15 protein-coding genes are annotated in these 25,265 nt (G+C 39.5%); 4 read left to right on the top strand and 11 right to left on the bottom strand.

Annotated elements, in window-relative coordinates; translation table 11 throughout:
- The 7 genes from L6E24_RS00550 to L6E24_RS00520 all read right to left on the bottom strand — a co-directional run bounded on the left by L6E24_RS00550 (window position 1) and on the right by L6E24_RS00520 (window position 10,179).
- A complete protein-coding gene (locus L6E24_RS00550; RefSeq protein ID WP_257742793.1) occupies window positions 1–1,452 on the bottom strand; it encodes an ATP synthase subunit C-like protein in 1,452 nt (483 codons plus the stop codon).
- Window positions 1,449–3,425 carry a V-type ATP synthase subunit I gene (locus L6E24_RS00545; RefSeq protein WP_257742792.1) on the bottom strand — a complete coding sequence of 659 codons (1,977 nt, stop codon included), beginning with the start codon at window positions 3,423–3,425 and terminating at the stop codon, window positions 1,449–1,451. Before L6E24_RS00545 ends, L6E24_RS00550 begins: the two co-directional genes overlap by 4 nt.
- Window positions 3,379–3,741 (bottom strand): hypothetical protein, encoded by a 363-nt coding sequence (locus L6E24_RS00540; RefSeq protein WP_257742791.1) that lies wholly within the window; start codon window positions 3,739–3,741, stop codon window positions 3,379–3,381. The genes L6E24_RS00545 and L6E24_RS00540 overlap by 47 nt, the downstream gene beginning before the upstream one ends.
- Before the next feature lie 399 nt (window positions 3,742–4,140).
- Window positions 4,141–5,172, bottom strand: a complete 1,032-nt coding sequence (locus tag L6E24_RS00535) for a hypothetical protein (protein WP_257742790.1) — start codon at window positions 5,170–5,172, stop codon at window positions 4,141–4,143.
- Between the two features lie 264 nt (window positions 5,173–5,436).
- Window positions 5,437–6,333: an alpha/beta fold hydrolase gene (locus L6E24_RS00530; protein WP_257742789.1), complete on the bottom strand. Its 897-nt coding sequence runs from the start codon at window positions 6,331–6,333 to the stop codon at window positions 5,437–5,439.
- A 138-nt stretch (window positions 6,334–6,471) separates the two neighbouring features.
- On the bottom strand, window positions 6,472–7,371 hold the full coding sequence (locus L6E24_RS00525) for an alpha/beta fold hydrolase (protein ID WP_257742788.1): 900 nt from the start codon (window positions 7,369–7,371) through the stop codon (window positions 6,472–6,474).
- Window positions 7,372–7,500: 129 nt separating this feature from the next.
- Window positions 7,501–10,179, bottom strand: coding sequence for a PEP/pyruvate-binding domain-containing protein (locus L6E24_RS00520; protein ID WP_257742787.1), 2,679 nt, complete (start codon window positions 10,177–10,179; stop codon window positions 7,501–7,503).
- Window positions 10,180–10,370: 191 nt separating this feature from the next.
- Between L6E24_RS00520 and L6E24_RS00515 the strand changes: the two genes are divergently transcribed.
- The 3 genes from L6E24_RS00515 to L6E24_RS00505 all read left to right on the top strand — a co-directional run bounded on the left by L6E24_RS00515 (window position 10,371) and on the right by L6E24_RS00505 (window position 15,751).
- A complete protein-coding gene (locus L6E24_RS00515; protein WP_257742786.1) occupies window positions 10,371–12,656 on the top strand; it encodes an ABC transporter substrate-binding protein in 2,286 nt (761 codons plus the stop codon).
- A 434-nt stretch (window positions 12,657–13,090) separates the two neighbouring features.
- Window positions 13,091–13,231 (top strand): hypothetical protein, encoded by a 141-nt coding sequence (locus L6E24_RS00510; RefSeq protein ID WP_257742785.1) that lies wholly within the window; start codon window positions 13,091–13,093, stop codon window positions 13,229–13,231.
- Between the two features lie 105 nt (window positions 13,232–13,336).
- Window positions 13,337–15,751 (top strand): hypothetical protein, encoded by a 2,415-nt coding sequence (locus L6E24_RS00505; RefSeq protein ID WP_257742784.1) that lies wholly within the window; start codon window positions 13,337–13,339, stop codon window positions 15,749–15,751.
- A gap of 169 nt (window positions 15,752–15,920) precedes the next feature.
- Here the strand turns inward: L6E24_RS00505 and L6E24_RS00500 are convergent, their stop codons facing one another.
- From L6E24_RS00500 to L6E24_RS00485, 4 genes are all read right to left on the bottom strand, one after another.
- Window positions 15,921–17,507 carry a DEAD/DEAH box helicase gene (locus tag L6E24_RS00500; protein ID WP_257742783.1) on the bottom strand — a complete coding sequence of 529 codons (1,587 nt, stop codon included), beginning with the start codon at window positions 17,505–17,507 and terminating at the stop codon, window positions 15,921–15,923.
- A complete protein-coding gene (locus tag L6E24_RS00495; protein ID WP_257742782.1) occupies window positions 17,491–18,795 on the bottom strand; it encodes a BREX system ATP-binding domain-containing protein in 1,305 nt (434 codons plus the stop codon). The genes L6E24_RS00500 and L6E24_RS00495 overlap by 17 nt, the downstream gene beginning before the upstream one ends.
- 291 nt (window positions 18,796–19,086) lie before the next feature.
- Window positions 19,087–20,322: a BREX system ATP-binding domain-containing protein gene (locus L6E24_RS00490; RefSeq protein WP_257742781.1), complete on the bottom strand. Its 1,236-nt coding sequence runs from the start codon at window positions 20,320–20,322 to the stop codon at window positions 19,087–19,089.
- 78 nt (window positions 20,323–20,400) lie between these two features.
- The gene (locus tag L6E24_RS00485; RefSeq protein WP_257742780.1) at window positions 20,401–21,246 is read right to left on the bottom strand and encodes a hypothetical protein; all 846 of its coding nucleotides are present in this window, start codon (window positions 21,244–21,246) and stop codon (window positions 20,401–20,403) included.
- 338 nt (window positions 21,247–21,584) lie between these two features.
- On the opposite strand from L6E24_RS00485, the gene L6E24_RS00480 reads away from it, so the two are divergent.
- Entirely contained in the window at window positions 21,585–25,262 is a 3,678-nt protein-coding gene (locus tag L6E24_RS00480; RefSeq protein WP_257742779.1) for a DUF8808 domain-containing protein, read from the top strand.
- Window positions 25,263–25,265: the final 3 nt, after the last annotated feature.

The raw sequence follows: 25,265 nt of genomic DNA, 5'->3' as shown, positions 1-25,265 counted from the left end.
TTATCCTCCGTTAAAGAGGCCGATGCCAAACATGATCAGAATTGCAATAAGGAGGCCGAATATAGCAAAGGTCTCTGCCATTACAGTAAAAATAAGGCTTCTGCCCATCGCTTCTGCCCGTGCAGTGGTTGACGCAATTCCGGATGCGGCAGTCATTCCCTGCCCTATTGCCGACAGTCCGGCAAGACCGACTGCTATTCCGGAGCCGAGTGATGCAAAGCCGACTGCCGCTGTTATTGTAACATCGCCTGTGATTATTCCCGTAAAAGCCATAAGGAGGATTGCAACAAGCAGCCCGTATATAGCCTGGGTTTCAGGGATGACAGTGAAAACAAGGGATTTTCCAAACATGGAATCCTTCTCTGAAGTTGCCGATATACCAGACGATGCGGCAATTCCCTGCCCTATGCCTGAAAATCCGGCAAGACCAACGGCAATGCCCGAAGCAATGGCAGCCATTCCGGCAGCAATGCTCGTAGTAATATCTCCGGTGACTATGCCGGTAAAGGCCATAATAAGTATTGCAACAAGCAGCCCGTATATAGCCTGTGTCTCCGGTATGACCGAAAAGACAAGACCCCGTCCAAACATAGAGTCCTTCTCTGCCGTTGCCGCAATTCCGGCAGCAGAGGCAATGCCCTGGCCTATGGCAGATATGGCAGCAAGACCAACAGCAAGACCACAGCCGATTGCTGCAATGCCGAGCGAAACATCTGACACCGGACTGTCTGTAACAATTCCGGTGAATGTCATGAGAAGTATTGCAACAAGCAGCCCGTATATAGCCTGGGTTTCAGGAATTACTGAGAAGACAAGCGCCTTGCCAAAGATCTCCGGTCTCTCGGACGTTGCGGCAATTCCCCCGGAAGCTGCTATCCCCTGCCCGATTGCGGAAAGTCCGGCAAGACCAACAGCAAGACCACAGCCGACAGCTGCAAGCCCGGTGGCAGTGGTAGCAACCGGACTTCCGGATAAAAGCCCTGAGAAGGCAAGAATTAAAATAGCTACAAGCAGCCCGTATATAGCCTGCGTCTCAGGGATAACTGAGAAAACAAGTGACCTTCCAAGCGCCTCATCACGCTCTGCTGTTGCTGCAATCCCTGACGATGCAGCTATCCCCTGTCCGATTGCCGAGAGGCCGGAGACCCCTGCGGCTATACCGGCTCCGAGTGCCGCAAGCCCGGATGCAATGGAGATCTCCTCACCTGTTCCGCCGATAATTCCGGTGGAGAGAAGTATCAGGATTGCAACAAGCAGCCCGTATATGCCCTGTGTCTGTGGAACTGCCTGAAAAACAAGTGCTTTTCCAAACTTATCCGGCCTGACTGAGGTTACACCTGCACCGGTCGCACCCGCAATTCCAACCCCTATCCCTGAACCGACAGCTGCCATTCCTACAGCAGTTCCGGCTCCGATAACTGCGAGTGCAAGGCCGGGAGTTATAACTGTCATTTCGTATCACCCTCCTGTATAGTATAAACTCTCTTATATGAGAAGGGGCTGAAGCTCTCACCGCCCCCTTCATAGAACTTTCCGAAAAACTCAACGTACTGCAACCTCAGTGAATGAATAAAGCCGCCAAGCACCTGGAGGATGAAGTTTATCATATGGCCTGCAATGCAGAATACGGCTGCGGCAATTACGAATATTTCACCTATGCCGGCCATCATGCCGGTTATAATATTAATTGTCATTGCTATACCTCCGGTTGCGAGAGCCAGTGCCAGTATGCGGGAGTAGGAGAGCCAGTCCCCAAGAAAGCCAGTCAGGCTGAAGAATCCAAGAGGCCCTTCAGAGAGCATTATGACAGCTACCGAGATTATAGTTCCTGCAACCGCCGCATATTTTACGCTCCAGCCGAAATCCGCCCAGCCAAAGAATATAAAGATCAAAACGGCGGCACAAGGCTCAAGCATGAACCACACTCCCTGTTCTCTGAGCATCCCTGCCTTATTGCCGGCCATCAGGTTTTTTCTGGCTCCGAGTATAAGGCCGGCATTGAGATGCAGAATGCCGAATATCAGGGCTATGGTGAGCATCCGGATAGGGTCCTCAAGCGGATTTATGATTCCGGGAATGTAGTTGTCCCCGGCAAATTGTGGCAGGAGGTCACCGAAGAACCCACCTTCAAGAAACCCGAAAAATATCCCTGAAAATCCGCATGCAAGAAGAACAAGGGTGAGATCACGGAGATCACCCTCCTCCCTCCCGGCTCCGTTCAGTATAAGGGCGCTGAGTATGACAAGCAAAAGACCATAGCCGACATCACCAAGCATGATTCCGAATGTTATCACAAGCACAGGGGCTAAAAAGAGTGTCGGGTCTGTCTCCCCGTATTGCGGTGTTGCAAAGAGCTTTGTAAGCATGACAAACGGACGGATGGCCGGATGGTGATGACAGAGAACAGGAATTTCCTCAGATTCCGGATCAACACGCTCAAATATACAGAGTGAAAGTCCGGATGAGGCATTATCACAGAGTTCTTTAAGCTCTTCTTTCTCCTTTTCAGGAACAAAGCCCCTGATTACAGTAAGATCCTTCTCTGAGTCAGAATGCAAAAGTCCCTCTTCACGGCTGCGAAGTACTGCAAACTCCTCATGAAGGGCCTGAAATGCCAAAAGATCCCTCTTTCTCAGCTTTTCCTGCTCTCCACGTATTGTATGTATCTTCTCTTCAAGTTCTTCTGTCTCCCTGTCAATTCCCGCTATAACCTCATCAGGTTTACCGGATAAAATTCCGGGATTAAACTCCCGAAATGAGAATTTTTTGAGTGCCCGCTCCACCTCAGCCGAGCAGCGGAAGAGTGAGGCTATGACAATAACCTCTCCACCCTCAACCTCTGCCTGCCTGAGAATATATCCGTCAATTCCACGTCCGGTAAGTTCTTTATTCAGTAGTCCGGCCTCTTCCTTCTCAAAAAAACCTGCCCGGACTGAAAGAAATTCCGATCTGCCAAGGTAGCTGAGATCAAAATCAAACGGGATTAGGAGAGTCAGCAGTGCCCGTTCATCCTTCAGCCGCCCAAGCTCCTCCCGTGCCTCCTCAGCTGTTGTTCTGAGTGAGACTGCCTGCTGGATCTCAGGCTTAATTATCAGGAGATCAGCCTCGATTTCCGACAGGCTCCTCTCCGTGACAACTGTTTTTTTCTGGATTTTTGGGGAGAAATATGCCATAATTTCCCCAAATCCTCCCGGAGGCTCTTCCTTTAAGGCATCTATGCCGCGTTCAAGAAAGGACTTATGCTCAGCTATTCGTTTATCGAGGCGTTTTTGCTTACCTCCAAGAAGTTTTTTCAGATCTTCCGGAGCATCTGCAATATCTGTCACCTCAATTAATCCTGACTCATGCAGCCTGGAAATGAGTTTCTCTTCGCCGTTTTTATGGACCAGAATTGTAAGCCTGCACATCGGTGCCGGAGTCAGCATGAATTTCTCCTGTGACAGTATTCACAATATATGCTACTGCTTGTTCGTGCCTCTCTGCACAGTTTTTTTTGAGTGTTTCTGCCCGGATTTCTGCCTCATTAAGAATTTTTTCCCTCTTTTGGGCAGTTATCTCAAGAGACGATGCTGAAAGCTGCCGGCATTCTTCACCGGCACGCTCAGTTTCAGCTCTGATAATCTCTCTCCCCCTGGCTTCTGCCTCACTAAGGGATGCTTCAGCTTCCTTTTTTGCCTCACTGATTAGATTCAGGGCTTCTTCTTCACATTTTTTTATAAGTTCGATCTCATGAAACGGCATATGACAGTTCCCCCATCGCAATTATATGATAATATAACGATAGGGTTTAAAAGAGTATCCCAGTAAAAAGTATCTCCTAAAGGCACAGTCGGATTTTTCAGTTACAGTGAAAAAATTTGGAAAATTTTCCAATAGAAATAGGCCTTTTTTAGTAAAATCCATTCAAAGCATATAATATTAAATATCAAACGCACTACATAATATGCAGCATATTTAACATTACAAAGTTATCACTATTTTCACAATCGGCAATATTGAGCATGTGCTCCAACCTAACAAATTTTGGTTCTGGCACATTTTCTTTAAGTATATTGTTTTCATGTTTCATAACCTGTTTCGGGAAAAAAGGAAATCCAGGACTTATCCCTGAATTCGTTTGCATTTGAGATTCTGCAATATCTAATAATATTTGCTAATTATAACATTGACATTGACATTGGCATCTGCATATGCACCATCATCCGGAACAATTGAATTATCAAGTACAAAATAATAATCCCCGTTTGCTGCCGGAGAAAATTCATATTTTGTCTTAATTATGCTGTCTCTACCCCAGCACTTATATTCTCCGGTAGTTCCTTTGCTGTATTTATTATAATTATATTGGTCCATTATCTCCAAATCAAGGGCAGAACCATCTGTTGAAACGTCAACAGATATTTTATCACCTTTTGACAGTTCAAACTCCCAGTAATAATATTTATCTTTTGGAACCTGAACGGTATCTTCAACTGCTTTATGCCAGCTCTTTGCTGGTGGTTCAGGAGTTACGGAGTATGTTGAAAAAGATGAGTAAGATGATGGGTTGTAATTACTGGACTGACTTTCGGTGATTCTAGAATTGAGTTCACTGATTCCATCATCTAAAATATTCTGAACTTCATTTATTTCAGTTTTCATATATTCCAGATCCCCTTTTGATTCGGATGGCAGGTCATTTCTGTTAATACTGTTAATTTTACTTTTTGCAGATGCTGTTCTGGATTTGGCACTTTCCAGTGAATCAATTCCTGCCTGAAGTTCTGCCCTCATCATTAACCAGTTTCTTTTTTCCTGTTGTGCCTGAGCATTTTCAAGATGTGTCATGAAATCAAGGAAATCTGTTTCGATAATCTCACAAAGTATTATGTCTGCCTCTATCATTTGCTCTAATGCGGAAATCATTTTAATCTCATCATCATTTGAAGTTTTGATGGAATCAAGAATATCTAATGCTTCATTATAATCTACATTTGCAGCTTTCATCTGGCTTTTTATTTCAATAGCTCCATCATCTTCAAAATCCAGATCATTTATTCTCTCATCTGCCGATTCTAAAAGTTTAACGGCACGTTCCATTTTCTCATTATTTTCAGATGTACATCCTGCTGTAAATGAAAAAAGAAGAATAAATAATATACACAAAAAAAACAAATTCCTTTTAAAATCCATAATCTAATCCTTTTTCATTGAATATATGCATTAATTATTAATATAAGTTATTATTTGAAACATGTTTGAAATTCAAACAATAAATCAATCATTTAATCTAAAAATTATATGTTGTGGCGCAAAAATTTGTTTTTTATTGATAAAATGTAATTTTTCTACAATGTATAATACTACAATATGATTATGTATGTGGTTATGCCTATAAGTTAACTTATTCCGGAACCATGTAAAAAGCCCAAAATATTTTTCAGATGGCATATACCACTATATATGCATTTTAAAGAAATCAACAGCTTTCTTTTGTGCCTCTTCAGCATAATCCGAGACCCAGAAGCCAAAATGAGTGCCTTCCTTTATGACATACAGCTCTGAGCCGGAAATTTCTGATACTGCATATTCTGCATGGGCTATATCCACATCATCATCCCGGTTGCCGTGCATAATCAGTGCCGGACAGGTTATCTTTCCAAGGTCTTTTATCTTATCAATAGCCGCCAGTTTTTCGACATCATTCCAGAGTCCTGCCTTCCTGTCGCTGTACGGATACATCGTCTGGTAAAATTTCATAATAAAATCAAGTTTCACCGGATCGTCAATGATATGTTCAACCCGTTCCTTAAGCTCTGACGGAGTTAAATTGCTCTCTTCCTCAAGTATCTTTTTTATTACCGCCTGAGGGAAGACTTTCAATGACCACAACTGTAACTTCTGACCCGGATCTGATAAGAAGAGCATCTCATTTAATTTACTGACCTCGCCCTGATCATATGTCCGGCTGACACCGTCAATGACAACAATGGCCTTTGTCTGCTCAGGATAGCGTTTGGCAAACTCATAGGTGGGTGGCCCTCCGGCAGACCCCCCGATAACCCCAACTTTATCAATGCCAAGTTCATCAAGCAGTTTAGCAGAGAGATCTGCCTGCTCAGCAAAGGTTTTTCCGGAAGATAGTGGCGTTTTAAGATACCCCGGACGGGACGGGCAGATGAGAGAAAATCCGGCATCAGATAAGATGCTGTATATAAGAACTGACATATCATAGCCTCCTGCACCTCCATGAAATGCCAGAATCGGCTTTCCCTCTCCGATAACAGCGTATTCAACCGGCCCTTTCTCTGTTGTTATAACTAAACTTTCAGGAATCCAGAAATTTTTCCCCATAAATTTAAACTTACAGCTAAGATCAGATATAATTTTGTAAATAATAATGGAAATTTCAAAAATATTATCTCCTGCCTGCTCTGGTTATAACCAGACATCCGGAAGATGAAGAAAATAAATTATATTTTAATTTTAGATTCAGAGTTTTTCTTTAAAGAAATCAATGGCCTTTTGCTGTGCATCTTCAGCATAATCTGAGAACCAGAACCCAAAGTGTGTCCCTTCCTTTATCATATAAAATTCAGCACCGGGAATTTCAGAGACCGCATATTCTGCATGTGCCATTATCACATCATTGTCACGGTTAGAATGCATAATAAGTGCAGGGCAGGCGATGGTGTCGAGATCTTTTATCTTATCAATTTCAGCTTCAGTCTCCACATCATTCCACATTCCCTCCTTTCTTTTGCTGTATGGATATAATGTCTTAAAGAATTTGTTGATGAAGTCACGCTTTACCGGATCATCGTAAATGTTTTTTACCCGCTCTTTAAGCTCATCATGAGTCAGATCACCTTCTATGGCTACAATCTGCTTAATAACAGTCTTTGGTAGCAGATCGGCAAGCCAGAACTGGAATCTCTGCCCCCTGTCAGTTAAAAATATCTTCTCTGAGACCTTGTCAATCGGCTGGTACTCATATTTCATGCTGATGCCATCAATAACAACAATAGCCTCTGTCTTATCCGGATGACGTTTGGCAAACTCATATGTGAGCGGCCCTCCGGCAGATGCACCGACTACACCTACTTCACCAATGCCAAGTTCATCCAGCAGTGCAGCACAGAGATCAACCTGCTCCACAATGCTTTTTCCGGATGACAGCGGAGTCCTCAGATATCCGGGGCGTGACGGGCAGATGAGAGAAAATCCTGCATCTGAAAACATGGAGTAAATCAGAACGGCCATATCATAGCCACCGCCACCTCCGTGAAATGCCAGGATTGGCTTTCCCTCTCCGACAACAGTGTACTCAACCGGACCATATTTTGTGTCAATAACTTTGCTCTCCGGAACATTGAATTCAATATTGGGCATATTAAAAACTGGTAATTAATATATTATAAGATTTGCGCCAGTGCAAATCACATTGCACCATCAGATTTCTGACAATTCTATGAGAGAATTTCAGAAGAAAAAAAATATTGCAGGTTGTGCCGGTTTTCTCTACTGATCTTTGATAAACCTGACAGATCCCTCAGCACCGTTCAGTTCAACCATCTGCCCGTCCTCGAAGAGGGATAATACATCTTCCACACCGGCAATGCAGGGTTTGCCGTATTCACGGGCTATGATTGAGCCATGCTGAAGCATCCCACCAACTTCAAGAATAATACCTCCGGCTGTGATAAAAAGAGGAGTCCATCCGGGATCAGCCGCGTGAATTACGAGTATATCGCCCGGCATGACAGGTTTTTCACCAGGATAACGCATAATATTGACCGGCCCTCTGATAACACCTGAGGATACCGGATCACCATACAGTTCCCCGTCTTTTGATTCTCTCTTTGGAGGACGTAAGATCTCACCCCTTGAGTCAATTACCGGCGGGAAAGCCTTCACCTGATTCAGCCGGCTGATAAATGCCATATTTTCCTCTGTAATCTCTCTGAGATCTGAGTCCGGATTGTCCAGGCCTTTCTGAAGGTCATAAACAGTCAGCTTAAAGACATCTTCGAAACTGTCAAGGCGGCCTTCTGCCGCAAGTCTTCGTCCTGCATCAAGTGCCCTCTGCCGTATCCGGTAGTTGGCCATCATGAGGTAATACTTATGAACCTCTCTGAATCCGCCGAACATCACGACAATCTTATACAGTTTCTTAAACTTATGGAGTTTGTCTGTTTTGTCAGAAAAGTGGGTGCAGAGTTTATCATACCCTTCTTCTCTCTCCTTTTGCTGTCTTAAAAAGCGTGCCTTTGGAGATTCCGCATCCACAGATACCATAGCGAAGTTCTGCATCTGGTTTATCAGAGTAAGAGGCTCTTCTGCATAGCGTGGAGATTTCAGATCAATTTCCAGAGGGCCTCTAAAACCGTATTTCTCCATAAAACTGTCCCATAAACTAAGGAAGTCTTCCGGAAGTTTTCTGGCACTGATGCTTTCTTCAAGTTTTTCCGGAGCTAAATTCCCCGCATTTTTCGCAGCAACAGAGAGATCATAGATCTCAAGACCCATTTCGGTGGTAACATTATCCGGCAGGGCACGATCAAGCCGGTCTGCAAGATATTTTATATCCGGATCTTCATCACAAAAAAGTTTTCTGAGCTGCTGTTTTGCTATTTCAGCATCAATAAGAGTTGGAATTGTAACATCCTGGATCAGATCAACTGCATCTTTTGTGACAGCACGATAATATTCCTCAATTGAAAGTTCCTGTGCATCCTCTTCTTTTAGCCTGTTGAGATATGCATCAACTCCGGCGATGTACTTTTCTTTGAGTTTTTCCGGAGTAATCATACCTTCGAGTGACCTGCCCAGCACTCCGGCAGTATGGTACAGTCCTTTTATTTTTACTGCCCTAAGTTCCGGCGGCCTCTGTGAGGATTTATAATCGTCCGGATTTATGCTGCGGATAATCTCTGCCGAATAACTGTCAAGGCCCTCTATCTTCTTTGCTATCCCCTCAGGATCATGTATCCAGAGCATATTTGATAGATTAATGTATGTACGCCCGCCTGCCGATCCACCAAGGCCATTTATAATGTCATGACCGACATCATGCCCGATTCGTCTGACCATCATAAAATCAAAGGTGTCGCTGAACCATCGTGCACCCATTGGTGAGAGTGGTGAGGATATGCCCTGTTCAACGAGTGTCAGATCGAGATAAAGACGGCGTTTTTCCGCCGGCTTGGTCATTATTTCAGGCGGAAGCGGGACATATGTCGTAATCGGTCTGGCCTGAACAAGATAGAGATTATTATGTGCAAAAGCCCACTCTATGTCCATAGGCATTTTGTAGTATTCCTCAACCTTTACGAGGAGATCTTTCAGTTTAAGTGCCTCTTCGTCTGAAAGGCTCATCTCATTGTTTTTCAGGACATTTACTGTTTCAATGGAGGCATCATCACGCAGGAAGTATGACACCTCTTTCCCACCCGTTTTTTTGGTTTTAAAATCTCCGGAAAATTTGTCAATGACATATTGGTCGGGTGTTGCAGCACCGGAAACTATGCTTTCTCCAAGACCCCAGTTGGCGTTTATCACCGCTTCGTCATAGCAGTTTGAGAGCGGGTTTATCGAGAATCCTACTCCGGCGACTTCACTTGCAATCTGTTCCTGTATAATTACTGCAATGATAATTCTGTCTATGCCAAAACCGTGCTGTTCCTTATATTTTATCGCACGGATGTCCAGTGCGGATGAAAATACGGTTTTAACAGCATCTTCAAGCTTTTCCGGGATTACACCGAGAACACTGTCATAGACTCCGGCAAAAGAGGCATATTCCAGGTCTTCTTCCGGTGAGGAAGACCGGACCGCAAATATCATTAAACCCTTATGGCTTATAGCATTAAGGGCATCAGTAATCTGCCGGTTCTGTTCATCAGTAAATTTAAGTTCTTTACAGCGTGCTTTCAGTCTGCCGGATAACTCTTCCTGTTTATCACTATCTGATGCAAGTAAATTCTTCCAGTCCTCTGTTGCCTGAATCTCATCAACCCAGGGCTGAAAGAAAGAGGAGGTGAGGACAAATCCCGGTGGTACCGGAAGCCCGCCGTCAGTCATTTTTATCAGAGACAGGGCTTTTCCACCGACTTCCCTCAGTTCCGGAATAATATTATCATTGAAATGGTATATTGTCTGCATCTTAATCATACTCTTATCTGAATAAATCTGCACCATCTTTTGCTTCCTTTAACGGTTTTGGTTTTTGTGGTGCGTTAAATAAAAAGAGAGCACTCAGAAGGCATAATACTTATGATTATCTATGTGAGGTTTTTTCCGGGATTAATCAAAGTAACATTCCTGCCGGGATGACGGATAATTCACTCAAATGGATATTTATATCATCTGCTGCCCTTAAATGATCCATTATGAATAAAATAAAATTATCATCATATCTTCTGTTACTTCTTCTGATTGCTGCTTTTTTATCAGGGTGCACAGGTACTGAAACAACAGAGAACAATTATAATTATAAATATGATAGTATTAAAATCGGATCTATTCTGCCCCTGACCGGAGAATTCAGCAGTCCTGGCAGTTATCTGCAGCGTGGCATTGATATTGCAGCTGGGGAACTGAATGAAAAAGGCGGCATTGACGGAAAGAAAGTGGAGATCGTCTATAAGGACAGCAGAGGTGATCCACAGGTGTCAGCTGAGATGATAAACGGACTTGCAGAAGAGGGCATAACAACCGTTATTGGCGGACTGACAAGTGAAACCACGCTCTCAATGGCAGATGTAGCTGAAAAAAAAGGAATTGTCCTGATTTCACCAACAGCAACATCCGGAAAGCTCTCTGATTATCCATCCTTTTACAGGACAACCGGTTCAAACTATGCAACCGGAACTGCAATGGCATTATTTTTAAACGGTCTTGTGCAGGACCCGCAGAATGCTGCTCTGATTTATCTTAATGATTCATATGGAGCTGATTTAAGGGATGCAACTCTTGAGACACTAAATAACCTTGGAATATATGTCATTTATTCAGCTGGATTTAAAGAGGGATTTGGTAACAATTCAGTTGCATATGATGAAATACTTATGAAAAATCCTGATGCAGTTGTCCTGATTGCCCATGTCTCCGATGCATCTGATATTGTAAATCAGATACGTGCCTCAGGCATGGATATGCCAATAATATGCTCTGAAACAGTTCAGCTGGACGAGATGATAGAGAAAACTGCCGGCAGTTATAAGGGCCTGTATTCGGTTGCACCATTCTGGAAACCTGAAGGGGAAGAGTTTCACAGAAGGTACCAGGAAAATTATCCCGGAGAAGAGCCAAACTACCTCGCAGCATATGCATATGACTCATTAATGGTTGCTGCGGATGCAATGCGCCGGCAGGGAACAACGTCGGATTCAGTCTTAAAAGGTCTGAATTCCAGCAGATATTTTGATGTTTCCGGGCTGAAAATTTTTACGGATTCAGGCGATCTCCAGTTGCCTCTGTTTAGTGTATGGGAGATCAGAGATAATTCCTGGACACGCTTAAAGCAGCTTTACTATGTTCACGAAAAATCCGGTAAATCCGGAATTATTCTTTCTGATGATCCCGATGAAGGTATTGAAGATTTAAAAGATCCATACCTTATCGGAGTGGCCCTGCCTCTGAGCGGTGATTTGAGCGAATACGGACTTTCGACAAAGGAGGGCATTGATATGGCAGTAAAGGAGATAAACAGTGGGAGTTTCATTGCCGGAATTTCGGTTGAGGCAGTTTACAGGGACAATGCAGGCAGTCCTGAAAAAACAGAGGAGATTGCAGATGAATTCATAAAATCAGGCATACCTGTAGTAATTGGCCCTTCTGCAAGTAACGCAGCCATTGCCCTTGCAGAGATTGCGGGGGGTAATAAATTTGTGATGGTCTCACCCTCTGCCTCAACCCCTATACTGTCAGAATATAAGGATTATGTCTTCAGAACTATAGGTTCTGATTCAGCACATGCAACAACCCTTTCAGCAATAATCTCACACAAAACAGGGGTAAATTCTCCCGCAGTATTATATATTGACAATACCTATGGAAATGGTTTTAAGAATGTATTTATTACTGATTATGAAAAGTCAGGAGGAGAAGTTCTGATGGCTGAAAAGATAGCTCCGGGTCAGACTGATTTTTCAGTACTTTCAGATAAAGTGCAGTCATCCGGTGCTGATGCTCTTGTGCTTATTTCGTTTGCATCTGAGGGACTTGATTTTCTTGATACATTTACCAAAACAGAGGCAGATATTCCTGTATATGTCACTGAAGGAATGAATGTTAATGATTTCTTCATCAGAACAGAAAATTACGCAGGTGAAATATATATGACTATTCCGGATATGGACACTCCGACAAAATTTACTGATGCGTTTATCAATCAATATAAATTAGACTACAATAAAAGAGAACCAAATTATTACGTTCAGTCAGGATATGATACCATGATGGTGGTTGCTGATTCCATAAACCGTGGTGGATATTCGATCGATGGTATCAGAAACGGACTTGATGACTGTCGGTTGTACGGGTTGACAGGAGAGAAGGAGTTTGATGACTCAGGGGATGTTGTTCCGGTTTATATTCTCATGAAGGCCGGAAATGGCAGATGGGAGAGGAAAGAGAAATATGAACTTGACAATCTGGTTATATCATATGCCTGAGGTGCCACACAGGCAAATAAATAAACCCTGATTTTTCACCTGTGAGCTTATTAACTCTACAATATCACTTTTGGCAGAGTAAAGTTATCCCTGAATCAGAAAATATAACTATTTTTCAATTGGATTTTTGACTGATCTTTACATACTGACTTTCCTACATCATTGGGCACATTATTTCAAAAAATAGCTGTTTGTTGAAGCATTATTTTAATATCTAAGGGATTGTTGGCCGGTAAATCAGAACAAAATTGCCCATGCCCTGCGCTTAAATTGTAGGCACACAATTTTTGAAAAAATGACCTATTGTAGCTGAAAATTCAATATGCTGGTTGTATTGGATCCATGTACCTAAAAACTCAGGAGATTAGGATAAATACTTAGATTTACACCCCGGTTCATAAGCCTCTGCCGGGCTGACATTTCCTGCCTTTTTTGTGAATATGCCCAGGATATTCTTTATTAGAGCCCTGGCTGATGAAGGAATGTACCAGCTTGCAGGTTCAGTGGCAGGCAAAAAGAAAAAACCGGCAGAGATCAATCCAATATTTCAGGAAGATGAATTACAAAAATGGTAATGAGTAATTTTTGAAAGAATAAAAAAACCCTCCAATCAAATAGATAAATTCAATAATGAGAATTATAAGATAATAATCATGAAAGGGTCTTTAACCGGGGAGATAATGTATGAGATAATCAATTATTCTAAAAAAGGGATTGTCCATAATTATAAAGGGCTTAATATTCATATTAAGAATGTTTTCAGGGAAAGGCCGGAGAACCTGGAATTAATATCCGAAAAAATACTTGAAAGCGGAGTCCGGGAACTAATCAGCAACGGAATACTGTATAAAGTAAAAAAGGAAAGCTTCTGTATAACTCAGAAAGGAAATGATTACACTAAAAATAACACAAAATCAGAGATTATTGAAAAATACAGTAATATATTACTGACAGGTGTGGAAAAATCAGAAGATTCATTATTTTCTGAGGCATTCTCTGATGAAACTGAAGATACACGAAACATTCCGGATAATAATATAGAAACTGAAGATGTACCGGAAGACAATTATATAGAGAGTAAGTCCAATATTGAAAATTTATTTGAGGAGAGAGCAGGCTCTGAGAGAAAAGAGATACGCAACTCAGTGAAAGAGAACTCAGATGATAACATCACTGAAACTGATGAAGAGACTGACGGAACTGATATAGATCTCCTCAAAACAGATAAAAAAATCACTGAAACTGATGAAGAGACTGACGGAACTGATATAGATCTCCTCAAAACAGATAAAAAAATCACTGAAACTGATGAAGAGACTGACGGAACTGATATAGATCTCCTCAAAACAGATAAAAAGATCACTGAAACTGATGAAGAGACTGACGGAACTGATATAGATCTCCTCAAAACAGATAAAAAAATCACTGAAACTGATGAAGAGACTGACGGAACTGATATAGATCTCCTCAAAACAGATAAAAAGATCACTGAAACTGATGAAGAGACTGACGGAACTGATATAGATCTCCTCAAAACAGATAAAAAGATCACTGAAACTGATGAAAATAATCACACGATAAGCAGGCCGGAGGCAGTACCGGCAGAGGGAAAAAAGGTTAAAACTCCGAAAAAGGGCCATTTTTCCCGTTCAAAAGCATATAATAATATAATAAAAATATTCAGGCCGTTTAAAGGGTCAAAGCCTGTTTCTGAGCCGGAGATGCCAGTTTGCGAAAATCAGAATACTGATTCTGAAATTATAGACAGATTTAATCCGGAGAATAATAACAAAACTGTCGTTCCGGAAGAAAACACTGCCATTGAGGCTTCTGTCAGGGATAATACTGAAGATATACAAAAAATTCCGGATAATAATTACGAAACTGAAGATGTCCCAAAAGATGATCATATAAGGGAAAAAACAGACATTGAACGTTATTTTGAGGAGAGAGCAAAATATAGAAAAGAAGAGATAAGCATCTCAGTGAAAGAGAACTCAGACGATAACATCGCCGGAACATATGAAGAGAACACCGAAACTGATGAAGAGATCACCGAAACTGATGAAGAGATCCTCAAAATAGTCATACATGAGCCTGTGGGTTCGCAGATAGTAGATGAAAAATCGAAGTTTTTCATAGGAGATAAAGATAATTACCCAATAAGCAGACCGGAGGCAGTGCCGGCAGAGGAAAAAACAGTTAAAATTCCGGATAAGAGCCATTTTTCCCGTTCAGAAACATATCAGGATATAATAAATAAATTCAGTCCGGTTAAAGAGGCAGAACCTGTTTCAAAGTCTGTTTCAGAGCAGGAAAAGTTTCTTTATGGAAAATTTAAGGGCAATTCTGACATTATAAACAGATACAACCAGATAAATAATGTCAAAGACGCGGTTAATGCAACGGAATGTGCAGGCGGGGTTTTTATCAGGAGCAATACTGAAGAAACCCGATATATCACAGATAAAGATGATAAACCAGTCTCTGAGATTTCAGAGATGAGCATCTCAGTGAAAGAAAACTCAGACAATAACATCACCGGAACTGATGAAGAGATCCTCAAAACAGATAACAATAATTACGCTATAAGCAGACCGGAGGCAGTACCGGCAGAGAAAGAAGAGGTTAAAATTCCGGAGAAGAGCCATTTATCCGGTTCGGAATCCTACTCCGGCATAATGAGCAGATTCAGCCCGGTTAAAGAGCCGGAAATACTATCTGAGCCGGAAATATCCGGTTACGAAAATCAGAATACCTATTCTGACATTGTAAACAGATATAACCCACATAATAATGACAAAACTGTAGTTCCGGAAGAAAACATTACCGTTGAGGACTTTGCCAGTGATAATCAGGAGGCAGAGGATCTGCAGATAACATTGTCAGGCGGAAGTCCTGAGACTGAAGAATTATTATTAAAACTTAGTTCTGAAGACAGGGAAATTCTGAAAAAAAGTCTGATTATGCTTGGTGAGAAAGGAGACGCTTCAGTTGAACCGGACATTGAAAAATTCCTCAATGATAAGAGCTATGAAATATTTGAAGCAGCATTTGAGGCACTCACAAAGATAAGGAAGGAGAGCAGGAAATAAAACTCCACCACATACATAACAATTATAGTAGTAATGACAGCAACAACCATGTCAACTACCCCTGAGCTAAAGACACAGGGGTTTCCTGCTACGTTCTTATGAACAATGAGGGCACAGATATTAATGTGAAACATATAATTTGTGGTTGTTGAATAGACAATCAGAATAATTATTCCCGCAGAAATTCCGGCAGAAAATTACAGAATGAACCGTGATTTATGATAAGAGGAAAAGAGGCTTTTCCATATCCTTTTTTTACCGCCTTTGCAAAAATTCTGAATTTTTCAATCCGTACAATCTCCCAGATCTTTCCGGCAAGGATGAAATTTATGGATTTTGACAGATTTTCAGTGGAGATGTATATCTCACCGATCTCCTTTTCAGACTTAACATCAATTACAGTCATTCCAACCGATTCAGGAATATTTGAGTGAATTTTTCCACTTTCACCAAGGTTCATAATCTCTTCGGACAGAGAAAGTTTAGAGCCGTTTAAATGAAGGCAGTCGCTATCAATGAGGTGGTTAATGATAAGTTCAGTCTGATTTTTATCCTCACAGAAATCTGCAAAAAGGTCATAAAAATATTCTCTGTTAAGCCCCTGTGGTCTTGAGAAGAGAACTGAGAATATCTGCTGAACCATTACGGAATCGTCTCTTCTGTAATCCGGAATTCCGAAGGCTCCATTGTAGAACCCACTGACGATCTCCTCAAACTTTGGCCTGTTCATCTGATCTGCCAGCATAAATACACGGATTTTTCCGGTTCTTCTCCCACAGCGCCCGATTCTCTGTATAAATGTGAAGGAATCTCCCGGAGGTTCTGCAAGAATAACTGCATCAATGTCTCCGAGATCAAGGCCAATCTCAAGTGTACCTGTGGATACACATACCGCCTCTGTTATAGTCCTGAGGCAGTCTTCGGTCTCATGACGAACGGATTTTTTAAGTGAGCCATGGTGAACGAAAACCTCTTTGTCATTCCGGAATTTTTTAAACTCACCTGCAATGTATTCAGTTTTTCTGCGGCTGTTGCAGAAGACCAGAACCTTCTTCAGCCTCTCCTCATTTAATCTGAGGCATAATTCCGGGACGGAATAACAGTAATCAGACATTAACTCCTGTTTTTTATGAGCTGTAATAACCTCCGGATTTTTCATATACCTCTCTGCAACTGCCAGAGGATCGTCAACAGTTGCTGAAACCGCATAGATGCTGAAATCTTCGGATATCTCTTTCAGCCTTGCTATGAGTATTCTTAACTGATCGCCTCTGTACGTGCCGTCAATGGCATGGATCTCATCAATTACAAGAGCTTCAAGGGAAGTCAGAGCATCAGGATGACGGCAGATCATAGAATCAAGTGATTCCGGGGTTGTGATTATTATATCCGGAAGTCTGGTCCAGCTGATATAGGGGCTGTCACCTGTCTTTAGATCAATGGTAATCTCAAGCTGTGCCAGTATGTCACTGAGCCTCTCCTTTAGATCGTTTGCCAGTGCCCTTGTCGGGGTTATGTATAATACAGACAGGCCCGTCAGCCTTTTCCTTAATATTCTCTCACATATCGGGGCAATTATAGCTTCAGTCTTGCCGCTCGCAGTTGACGATATAACAATGGCATTTCTGCCTTTCAGCACAACCGGAACTGCCATAGACTGGATTTCAGTCATTCTGTTATACCGGAGAAAGAAGGCATTCCAGGTCCTTTTAAGAAGCCTCTTCTCTTCCTGATAATTCCTAACCGAAGAAGTCATATCTCTTCAGAAATTCCTCCGGATCTTTTTTTGGGTGAAACCTCAGCAGGTCAAGAGCTTCAACTATGGATTTTACAAAAATCCTCGTCTTTTCAGTGGGTAGGCCCTCATTGGGGTTATATGCTGTCTTAAAGCCATATGCTTTTGTATAGGCATCCACAATTTTTTTGAGAAGTTCTGCCCTCTCATATATGTCAAGATCAATAATCAGAATGGGTTCAAGTTTTTTTACTTCTGCTGTCAGTGGCGATTCATCACTAAGAGAATCGATCATTCCTGGAACAAAAGAGAATAAAAGCTTGACATGGGATTTATCCATCCAGAGAAAGGGGTACTGCTGCCTGTTCTGTCCGCAGTATTTCAGGCCCGTTTCAGTTCCGATATAATTATTTAATTCCTCAGTTTTTAAAACCGGCTCAGAATTGGACATTTTGATAAGCCCTCCGATCATATTCTCTGACTGCTGGTACTGGTAGCCGGAGTAATATCCGGGATCTATGCCTTCCGCTTCGTCAAAGAGGATGAGCAGGCCATCAAGTTTCAGAAGGTTTTTGCAGATCCATCCAAGGGTGCTGATGAGATATGAATAAATATTGGCTGATACCTGTGTATCCATCATCTTCGGAAGAATATATCCTGCTCCGGGGAGGGTTTCCTGTTTTCCCCTCATCCACTCATTTATAGACTCGTTGTATTCATAAATATCACAGTACCGAAGAAATCCCTTAAAAAATTCGTTCTCATACAGGATGCTGTAATCCGGATCTTCCCTGTTGGAAAGGATATTTTCAAGGAGATCATCAAAGTGCTTTACGTCATCATTGCAGTGATATGTGAATGACTCAGTAATACTGGCATAAATATTTCTGGGCCGGTTAAACGCATTTTCACGTGGATCGATCTCTACTTTAGCCACTGCCCGGTTGTTTAAGAGTGCTTTTTCGGCTATGATATTTATGAGATGGCTCTTTCCGGAACCATATTCACCCACAATTGCAATACTACCTCTGCTGTCTGAAAGCCAGTCTGCGATTTTATTAAGCTCATCCTCCCTTCCACAGGTGAAATCAAATATCTTCTCCTGGGGCACTCCGCCAAGCCTTAAAGCTTCAATTACTTCCCTGTAAAACTGTTTTTCAACGATTTTCTGACAGTCAGAAAGGGGTGAGTTCTCACCCGGAATTTTTCCTGAGACTCTGGCCGCAGGTTTTTCTTCCTCCTTTTCTTCCGGAATATTGACAGATATTTTTCCGGAAGGGTTTTCCTTCTCTTTATCATTACTGTCCAAAAAACTTACAGAGATCTTTCCGGCAGGCTTATCCTTATCTGTATCTGTTTTTTTGTCTGTCTCTTTACTGTCCGGAATAATATCTAAGGATTTAGAAGCTGGTTTATCATCTGTTTTTTCCCTGCCGTCCGGAATATCCTTCTGAACCTTCAGCTGTGAGTCATAAAGCCAGGCTTCATTGCCATCAATAAACTGTACGAGCTTCTGAAATCCGCCATACTTCTCACCGATAATTCTGCCTTTACCGTACCTGAAGTGCTCAACCCATTCTTCCGTGAGATCACCACCGGATTATCTCTGAACCTGCACTTTAAGTGCATTCAGTTCCTTTATTGCTCTCTGGACAAATTCACGCTTATAACCAATCTCACCAAATCTCTCTTCATATGCTGCTTTTGCAGTGTCCGCCATTATCTGTTTTATGGTTTTGTCATCAAAAGTGACACCATAGGCAGTCTCATATATCTTTGATAGTTTGATTCCTATCTCAGTCAGCAGTTCTTCCGGTTCAAGCTCTGATCTCTCAAGGTCGATTTTAACCCCGGAAGGGTTGATTTCACCATCAAATACTGTCTGTAGCCTCTGATTTAATGCCTCATATACGGCAGTTCTGCCTTCAAGGAAGTTTTCATCCGGAACTGCATAAAATATCATGGAACCGCCGATTGTACCCTTGCTGCATGCATCTATTAGTTCTCTCAGATTGTTCAGAAGGGTCTCTCTCTGTTTGGTAGTCATGCTGGGTGTCTGCTCAGCTTCATCCATCAGCACGATTAAGCCTTTGAATTCAATTTCTTTTATCCATGATATGAGGGATCGTATCATTTTAAAGGCATTTGGCCGGTCAATCTTCTCAAAGATCTGGTACTCCTTCAGTACAGTCTTTGAGAGGTTTTCACCTTTAAGGTACTGGATGATGAGGCTGAATTTCTCATAGTCATCATCTGCCAGAGCAAGAAATGAATGCTTTAATGCATTCTGAAAACTTGTACTTGCATAAGGGCCAATCTTTGAGATATAGTATATGAGTGAGTCACGGATTTCATCTTCGTCAAGTCCGCTCTCCTCAAGTTTATTTCTCTTCCGGGAATACCAGTATTTAATTAAGGATTCTATTCCTCTCTCATATCCGGAGTGTAAATCCTCATATTTCTGTGGATATATAAGATTTTCAGCTATTGACCTGTACACTGTCTCAAGTTTGTGAAATGGTGTTGAATCTGCACTCAGTTCAACATATGAAGTAACATAATTATTCAGCCACCCCCGGCCCTGCACTGAATAGAGGAAATGGGTCTTTCCTCCACCATATGTTCCGATTACGAGTTTAAAGGAACTCCCCCCACAGCTAATATAATCACAGAGATATTCTTCATCAATAGTATTTATGTACCTGTCAATTCCGGCTGTGAAATACTGGTAGCCATAGACAGGAGGCTGGCCTGTACTTCCCACGTCATGAATGATTCTTTTTGCCAGAATCTTATCAGGTTCCTTTTTTTCTTCATAATCAGAGATAATGGTCATAGTAATCAGTTAAACTAACCTTTTTTGTGCATTGTTTATTATCATATCTACAATTAGATAATTATATCATACAAATTGTCATTCAAATTTAATGCCGGAGAATGTTTCACCTATGGCTCTTGTCTTTGACGGAATCCAGATTACTCCTTTCTGGCTTCTGGTATTGCTTCTCTTTGCGGCTGTGAGTTTTAATTCGGAATTTTCTGTGGTTCTGGCATTTAATTTTGAGAGGTCATAGCTGAGCATTACTTTTGTATAGTCTTTATAACGTAGTTTTGAGGGGTTATTTCTGAATCTGGTATCCTGTTTTATGAATGCTATCTCAGCGAGGAGATCAACAATTTTTATTTCAGAGTTCTTTTCGGCATTGTTTTTGAATATCCATATGTCATATGTGGCTTTCAGTTCGGAGATGAAGGATTCATCGTCAAATTCACGCTCAAATATTGTGCTTTGGGCATTATGAATAAGTTTTGCAATAAGTTCCGGATCTGTCTTACATTCGCCTATCTTTTCAATCTCATTGCCGTAGAAAAGCTTTGTTTTTCCGGATGACAGATCTGCTGTAAGGTATAACAGCCCGTTTGAGAGTTTGTATTTTGGATACTGCCCTTCGTGGGAGATATTTAGTTCCGAAAGTCTGTCATGGAGTTCTTTTCCGAAAGTTGCTTTGCAGCTGTTTTCTGTCAGGATGATCTCCTGATCATATCCCTCAAGGATTTTATTTATCTCTCCGGAAAAATCCTCACTCAGGTTTGCTTTTTCATATTTTCTCCTGATGTTTGCAGTTTCAGCTTTCATCAGGATCAATTTTTTTATCAGGTTTTCTTCCGGTTTATTCAGTTTCTTTAAAGAATTAACAATATCAGTTCTGGCCCTGTTTTCTGCGGATAGTTTTTTGATTAATTCTTCCATATACGTCATTGAAATAAATGTGATTATCCGGCATATATCTTTTGGAATTGTTCTTTTGAACTATTTTTAGTCAGGGATTTATAGTTCCATTATCAATTGGTTATTTTACGAACTATTTTTTGCTCAATTTACAGCACAATCAAATCATTTGGAGCTCAAAATACGGAATTTATTCTGAAATTGTACCCCAAATATCTCCAGTATTTATTTTGATGCCAGTCACATTTGGAAGAAAAGAAGATAGTTTCAATACTCTCAGAATTATCAATTGTCCTTAATTAGCGTCAATTAATAGTTATGATCACAAATCAAAAACTTTAAGGAAAAATAACTTGTAAATTAAATTTATGGAAGAATTGGGGGTTTATAACGATTTTATTGAAACAATTCAGTACGAAAATATTACTTCAACCTATAACTTTTCATTAATTATATCTGCAATTAATACCGTACAGGATTTTTCCGGAGAAGGATCTAATATTTTAGAGACAAATAGGAGAGCATATCCATTTTCATGCCTGATTGCTTATTTTATTCAAAATTATTATTCAATACTGTCAGAAGAAGAATTTATACCTCAAAAACCAGGCGAAACAAAATACAGTAATAGTAAACAGAAGCTTGCTTTGAGAGAATATATGAATCCGGTTATTTATTATTATCAGGACAATAACAAAAAGGAAGATTTTTATAAAAATTTAAGAACGAATTTTGTTCCCACAGCGATTCAGGCAGAATGGAAATTAATGGTTGAAAAAACAGGAAAACTTATTGTGTCAGAATTGATGAAAGATTTTGGCAGTTCAAAATATGATTACAATTACCCCTTTTTAAAACCGGAGATAAATATTTTATCCGAAAATTATGAATATACTTCATGCTCCTATCAATTAAAATATTTTTCAATTCCTGATGAACTGAATAATATATTTATTAACAATAAATTATCATCTGAAATTAAAGATATAGTTTACAAGTTATGGACATACTATACTTCAGATTTAAAACAGAACCTTAACAGAGAAAATTTTGAATCTCTCCTGAGAAAAACAACTGAATCATCAAAATCAGAAAAAGATGAATTGTTTTCATCCAGAACAGAGGATATAATAAGTATTCCAATTGAAAATCCGAAATTCAAAAGCTTAGATCCCGAATATCTATTCAATCCACCAGATAATCTTTTTGCAAATATAAATGAAAATATTGCAATAAAATATGCATATCTTTCAGAGAAGAATAAAGAATTAAACTGTTTAAATGCAGAAATAGAGCTATATAATAGATTTCTGGATGAGGATTATAATAATCTTGCTGATATTCCAGAAAAATATAACATTTCCGGAACTGAAACTGAAGAGAAGATAAAAAATATTGATCAGATTTTAAATTTTAAATCTGAAATTGATAAGCTTTCAAAAGAAAATAAAACTCTGAATAATAAATTAAGAAATAATCAGAACTCTGAAGAGATAAATAAAGATAATTTAGAATTAATTAAAGAAATAAATGAAGATATTAAACAAATTGAATCATTGTTAAACTTTAAATCAAAACCTTTTGCCTATACCAATGAACCGGTTAAAAGATTTTTAACTTATTCAGGTGAACTTGCAGAAGAAATATTATATAGTTCCCTCTCTCTTTTGGCGAATAAAAACAATAGTGTAGGATTATCTAATAATTATGGAATATTGCCTACCCAGTTCATAAAAGGGTATGAAAAATGGATTGACCAAAAAGAAGGAAAAAGTAACAGGGAAGATGGAAAAATAACCAGGAACAATAACCCTACAGTTATTTACAATAAGATACATGGGGATATCAGATTATTAATTCCCCAACAAATATTTAATACAGAATCAGACTCTGATTATATTCAGTTTTTAGTATATGATAATCGTGGATTTTTATGTGAAAAAAAATCACCCATATATGAATATGATGACGTATCTAAAACAGATGAAGTCCAGATTATCCTAAACAGACCATCTGAGAACTATTCAATTGAAATGCTGGCTGGAAAACAATGTATAAAACAATTCAGAATAATATTTCTTAAAAATGGATATGCAGCCTTTAGTTATGACAATTTAAAACTTGTTAAATCCAAAGTTAAAAGTGGATTGAATTATATTCTTTCAAAAAATAAAATTGAAATTAAACCTGAAGAGGCAATAATCGAACAGGGTAAATATTATGGAGAGTGGACCGGTTATACTTATCATCTGGTTGATTTTGATGATTTTAAAGTTGAAATAGGTTCTGAATTAACAGGGGAAACATCAGAAAAAGATTTAGTTGTTGATCTTCATGGTTATGAACAATTATCCAGTATTTTAATAAATGGTAAACCGGTTATAATAAAAACACTTCCAAAAGTCAGTATAAAATATAAAGATTTAAACTTACTTTACGAAACAGTAATTTCAATCCATCCATCAGGAAATACCAAAATCGAAAATGCAAAAATTATTAATTTAAAGCAGTATTTTACAGATAATCAATATAATTTACCTCTAAACGGAGAAATAAACATAGATCTCTCCAACGAAGTGTTTATCTGCAAAAATTCAGTTTCAGCATATATTATCAGAATAAGAAATAAAAAATGCAGAACAGACCAAAGATTTGAATTTACCTTTGTTCCATCTTTCGATATGAAATATGATCAATTGGAATACTTTTCTAAGAATCCTGATGATGTTGTAAAAATTGATATAGTCTCAATGCCGGACCTAAAATTAGAATTTGATGATTCTGTTTCTGTAAATTACATTAACAAGGAACATTTAAACATAATTTTCCCAGTGAGGGATTTTATATCTGGTAAAATTAAATTTAATGATTATGCAGGAGATTTATCCATAGAGATACCTATTCTCTCATGGAGATTTGAAAACCCGGATAATTCATACATTGGACCTAAATATACTTCATTTAAAGAGATTTCTGAAGAGGAATTCTATAGTATTGGAGATCATAAGATATTATCATTATTTCCATCACATTTAGATGAAAATCCAGGATATCTGGTAATTGACCCAATAAATGAAGTTATTCCTTCTAACCCAAATGAAGGAAAAATACCATTTAATATTTTTAAATATTTATATAAAATAAATTTAGTTACAGAAAGTTTAATTAAATTTAGCTATCTGAAAAATAAAGGCCATATCACTAATGAAATAAATTTATTTAATTTAAACAGGTGGGAAGTTAAAAATTTAGACTGGGATGTTTCTGAAAACTCCAGTGAAAGAATAATCTCATTGAAATGGGAGGAGAAATATGATGTTCCTGAAAAAAATATAATTATCTGGAAAGCCGGAATTAATGAAACGAAACCACAAGTTATTGAACATAAGATTATTTCTAAAGATGAAAAAGAGACAGAATTCAGGATAAATAAATCCCGGTTTACCCAGGGAATATATTATATACAATTTATTGCAGTCTTTGATGAATGGCAGCCACAAATCCCAAAATTTCCAGGTGAACAACAAATATTTCCAGGTGAACAACAAATAAATGTCTTCCAGAGAACATTTAAACTTGAGGGAAAGGAGATATTAGAAGAAGCAGATATTCTCTTAGAAAATGGAAAATATTTGGAAGCAATAGAAGAGTATCGTGGAATTGAAAAGTTAAATCCGGAAATTAGGGGCCTATGGAAACAAAAAATCCAGAACAGATTAATTTATACACATAAATTTAGTGATGCACTGGATATATTGGCACTGATATTTAATAACAGCACGTTTGGAAATATGGATAAAACATATGCTACACAATTGATGTTTGTCAATATCCTACCATTAAATGAGTATTTGTCAGGTGCAGAATACATTAAAATTTTTAATATAACGATCCTCATGTTAAGCAATAATGATAATACCCAGAGAAAAATTATTTCCAGTAAAAAAGAAACTGTGGCCAGATCTATTGAAAACTGTAATAATCTTGATGAAGAAGAGAGAAAAAAACTTCATACGTCTTTTAAAGAACTTTACAGCAGACTATAATCC

The sequence above is a fragment of the Methanoplanus endosymbiosus genome, assembly GCF_024662215.1.
Taxonomy (GTDB): domain Archaea; phylum Halobacteriota; class Methanomicrobia; order Methanomicrobiales; family Methanomicrobiaceae; genus Methanoplanus; species Methanoplanus endosymbiosus.
Note: the sequence above shows the minus strand (reverse complement) of the source record. Positions and strands in the feature narration are given on the sequence as shown.

Excerpts from the sequence above, each read along its gene's own strand:
- L6E24_RS00550 (WP_257742793.1), bottom strand. The coding sequence starts at position 1,452 with ATGACAGTTATAACTCCCGGCCTTGCACTCGCAGTTATCGGAGCCGGA.
- L6E24_RS00545 (WP_257742792.1), bottom strand. The coding sequence starts at position 3,425 with ATGCTGACTCCGGCACCGATGTGCAGGCTTACAATTCTGGTCCATAAA.
- L6E24_RS00540 (WP_257742791.1), bottom strand. The coding sequence starts at position 3,741 with ATGCCGTTTCATGAGATCGAACTTATAAAAAAATGTGAAGAAGAAGCC.
- L6E24_RS00535 (WP_257742790.1), bottom strand. The coding sequence starts at position 5,172 with ATGGATTTTAAAAGGAATTTGTTTTTTTTGTGTATATTATTTATTCTT.
- L6E24_RS00530 (WP_257742789.1), bottom strand. The coding sequence starts at position 6,333 with ATGGGGAAAAATTTCTGGATTCCTGAAAGTTTAGTTATAACAACAGAG.
- L6E24_RS00525 (WP_257742788.1), bottom strand. The coding sequence starts at position 7,371 with ATGCCCAATATTGAATTCAATGTTCCGGAGAGCAAAGTTATTGACACA.
- L6E24_RS00520 (WP_257742787.1), bottom strand. The coding sequence starts at position 10,179 with ATGGTGCAGATTTATTCAGATAAGAGTATGATTAAGATGCAGACAATA.
- L6E24_RS00515 (WP_257742786.1), top strand. The coding sequence starts at position 10,371 with ATGAATAAAATAAAATTATCATCATATCTTCTGTTACTTCTTCTGATT.
- L6E24_RS00505 (WP_257742784.1), top strand. The coding sequence starts at position 13,337 with ATGTATGAGATAATCAATTATTCTAAAAAAGGGATTGTCCATAATTAT.
- L6E24_RS00500 (WP_257742783.1), bottom strand. The coding sequence starts at position 17,507 with ATGACTTCTTCGGTTAGGAATTATCAGGAAGAGAAGAGGCTTCTTAAA.
- L6E24_RS00490 (WP_257742781.1), bottom strand. The coding sequence starts at position 20,322 with ATGACCATTATCTCTGATTATGAAGAAAAAAAGGAACCTGATAAGATT.
- L6E24_RS00485 (WP_257742780.1), bottom strand. The coding sequence starts at position 21,246 with ATGACGTATATGGAAGAATTAATCAAAAAACTATCCGCAGAAAACAGG.
- L6E24_RS00480 (WP_257742779.1), top strand. The coding sequence starts at position 21,585 with ATGGAAGAATTGGGGGTTTATAACGATTTTATTGAAACAATTCAGTAC.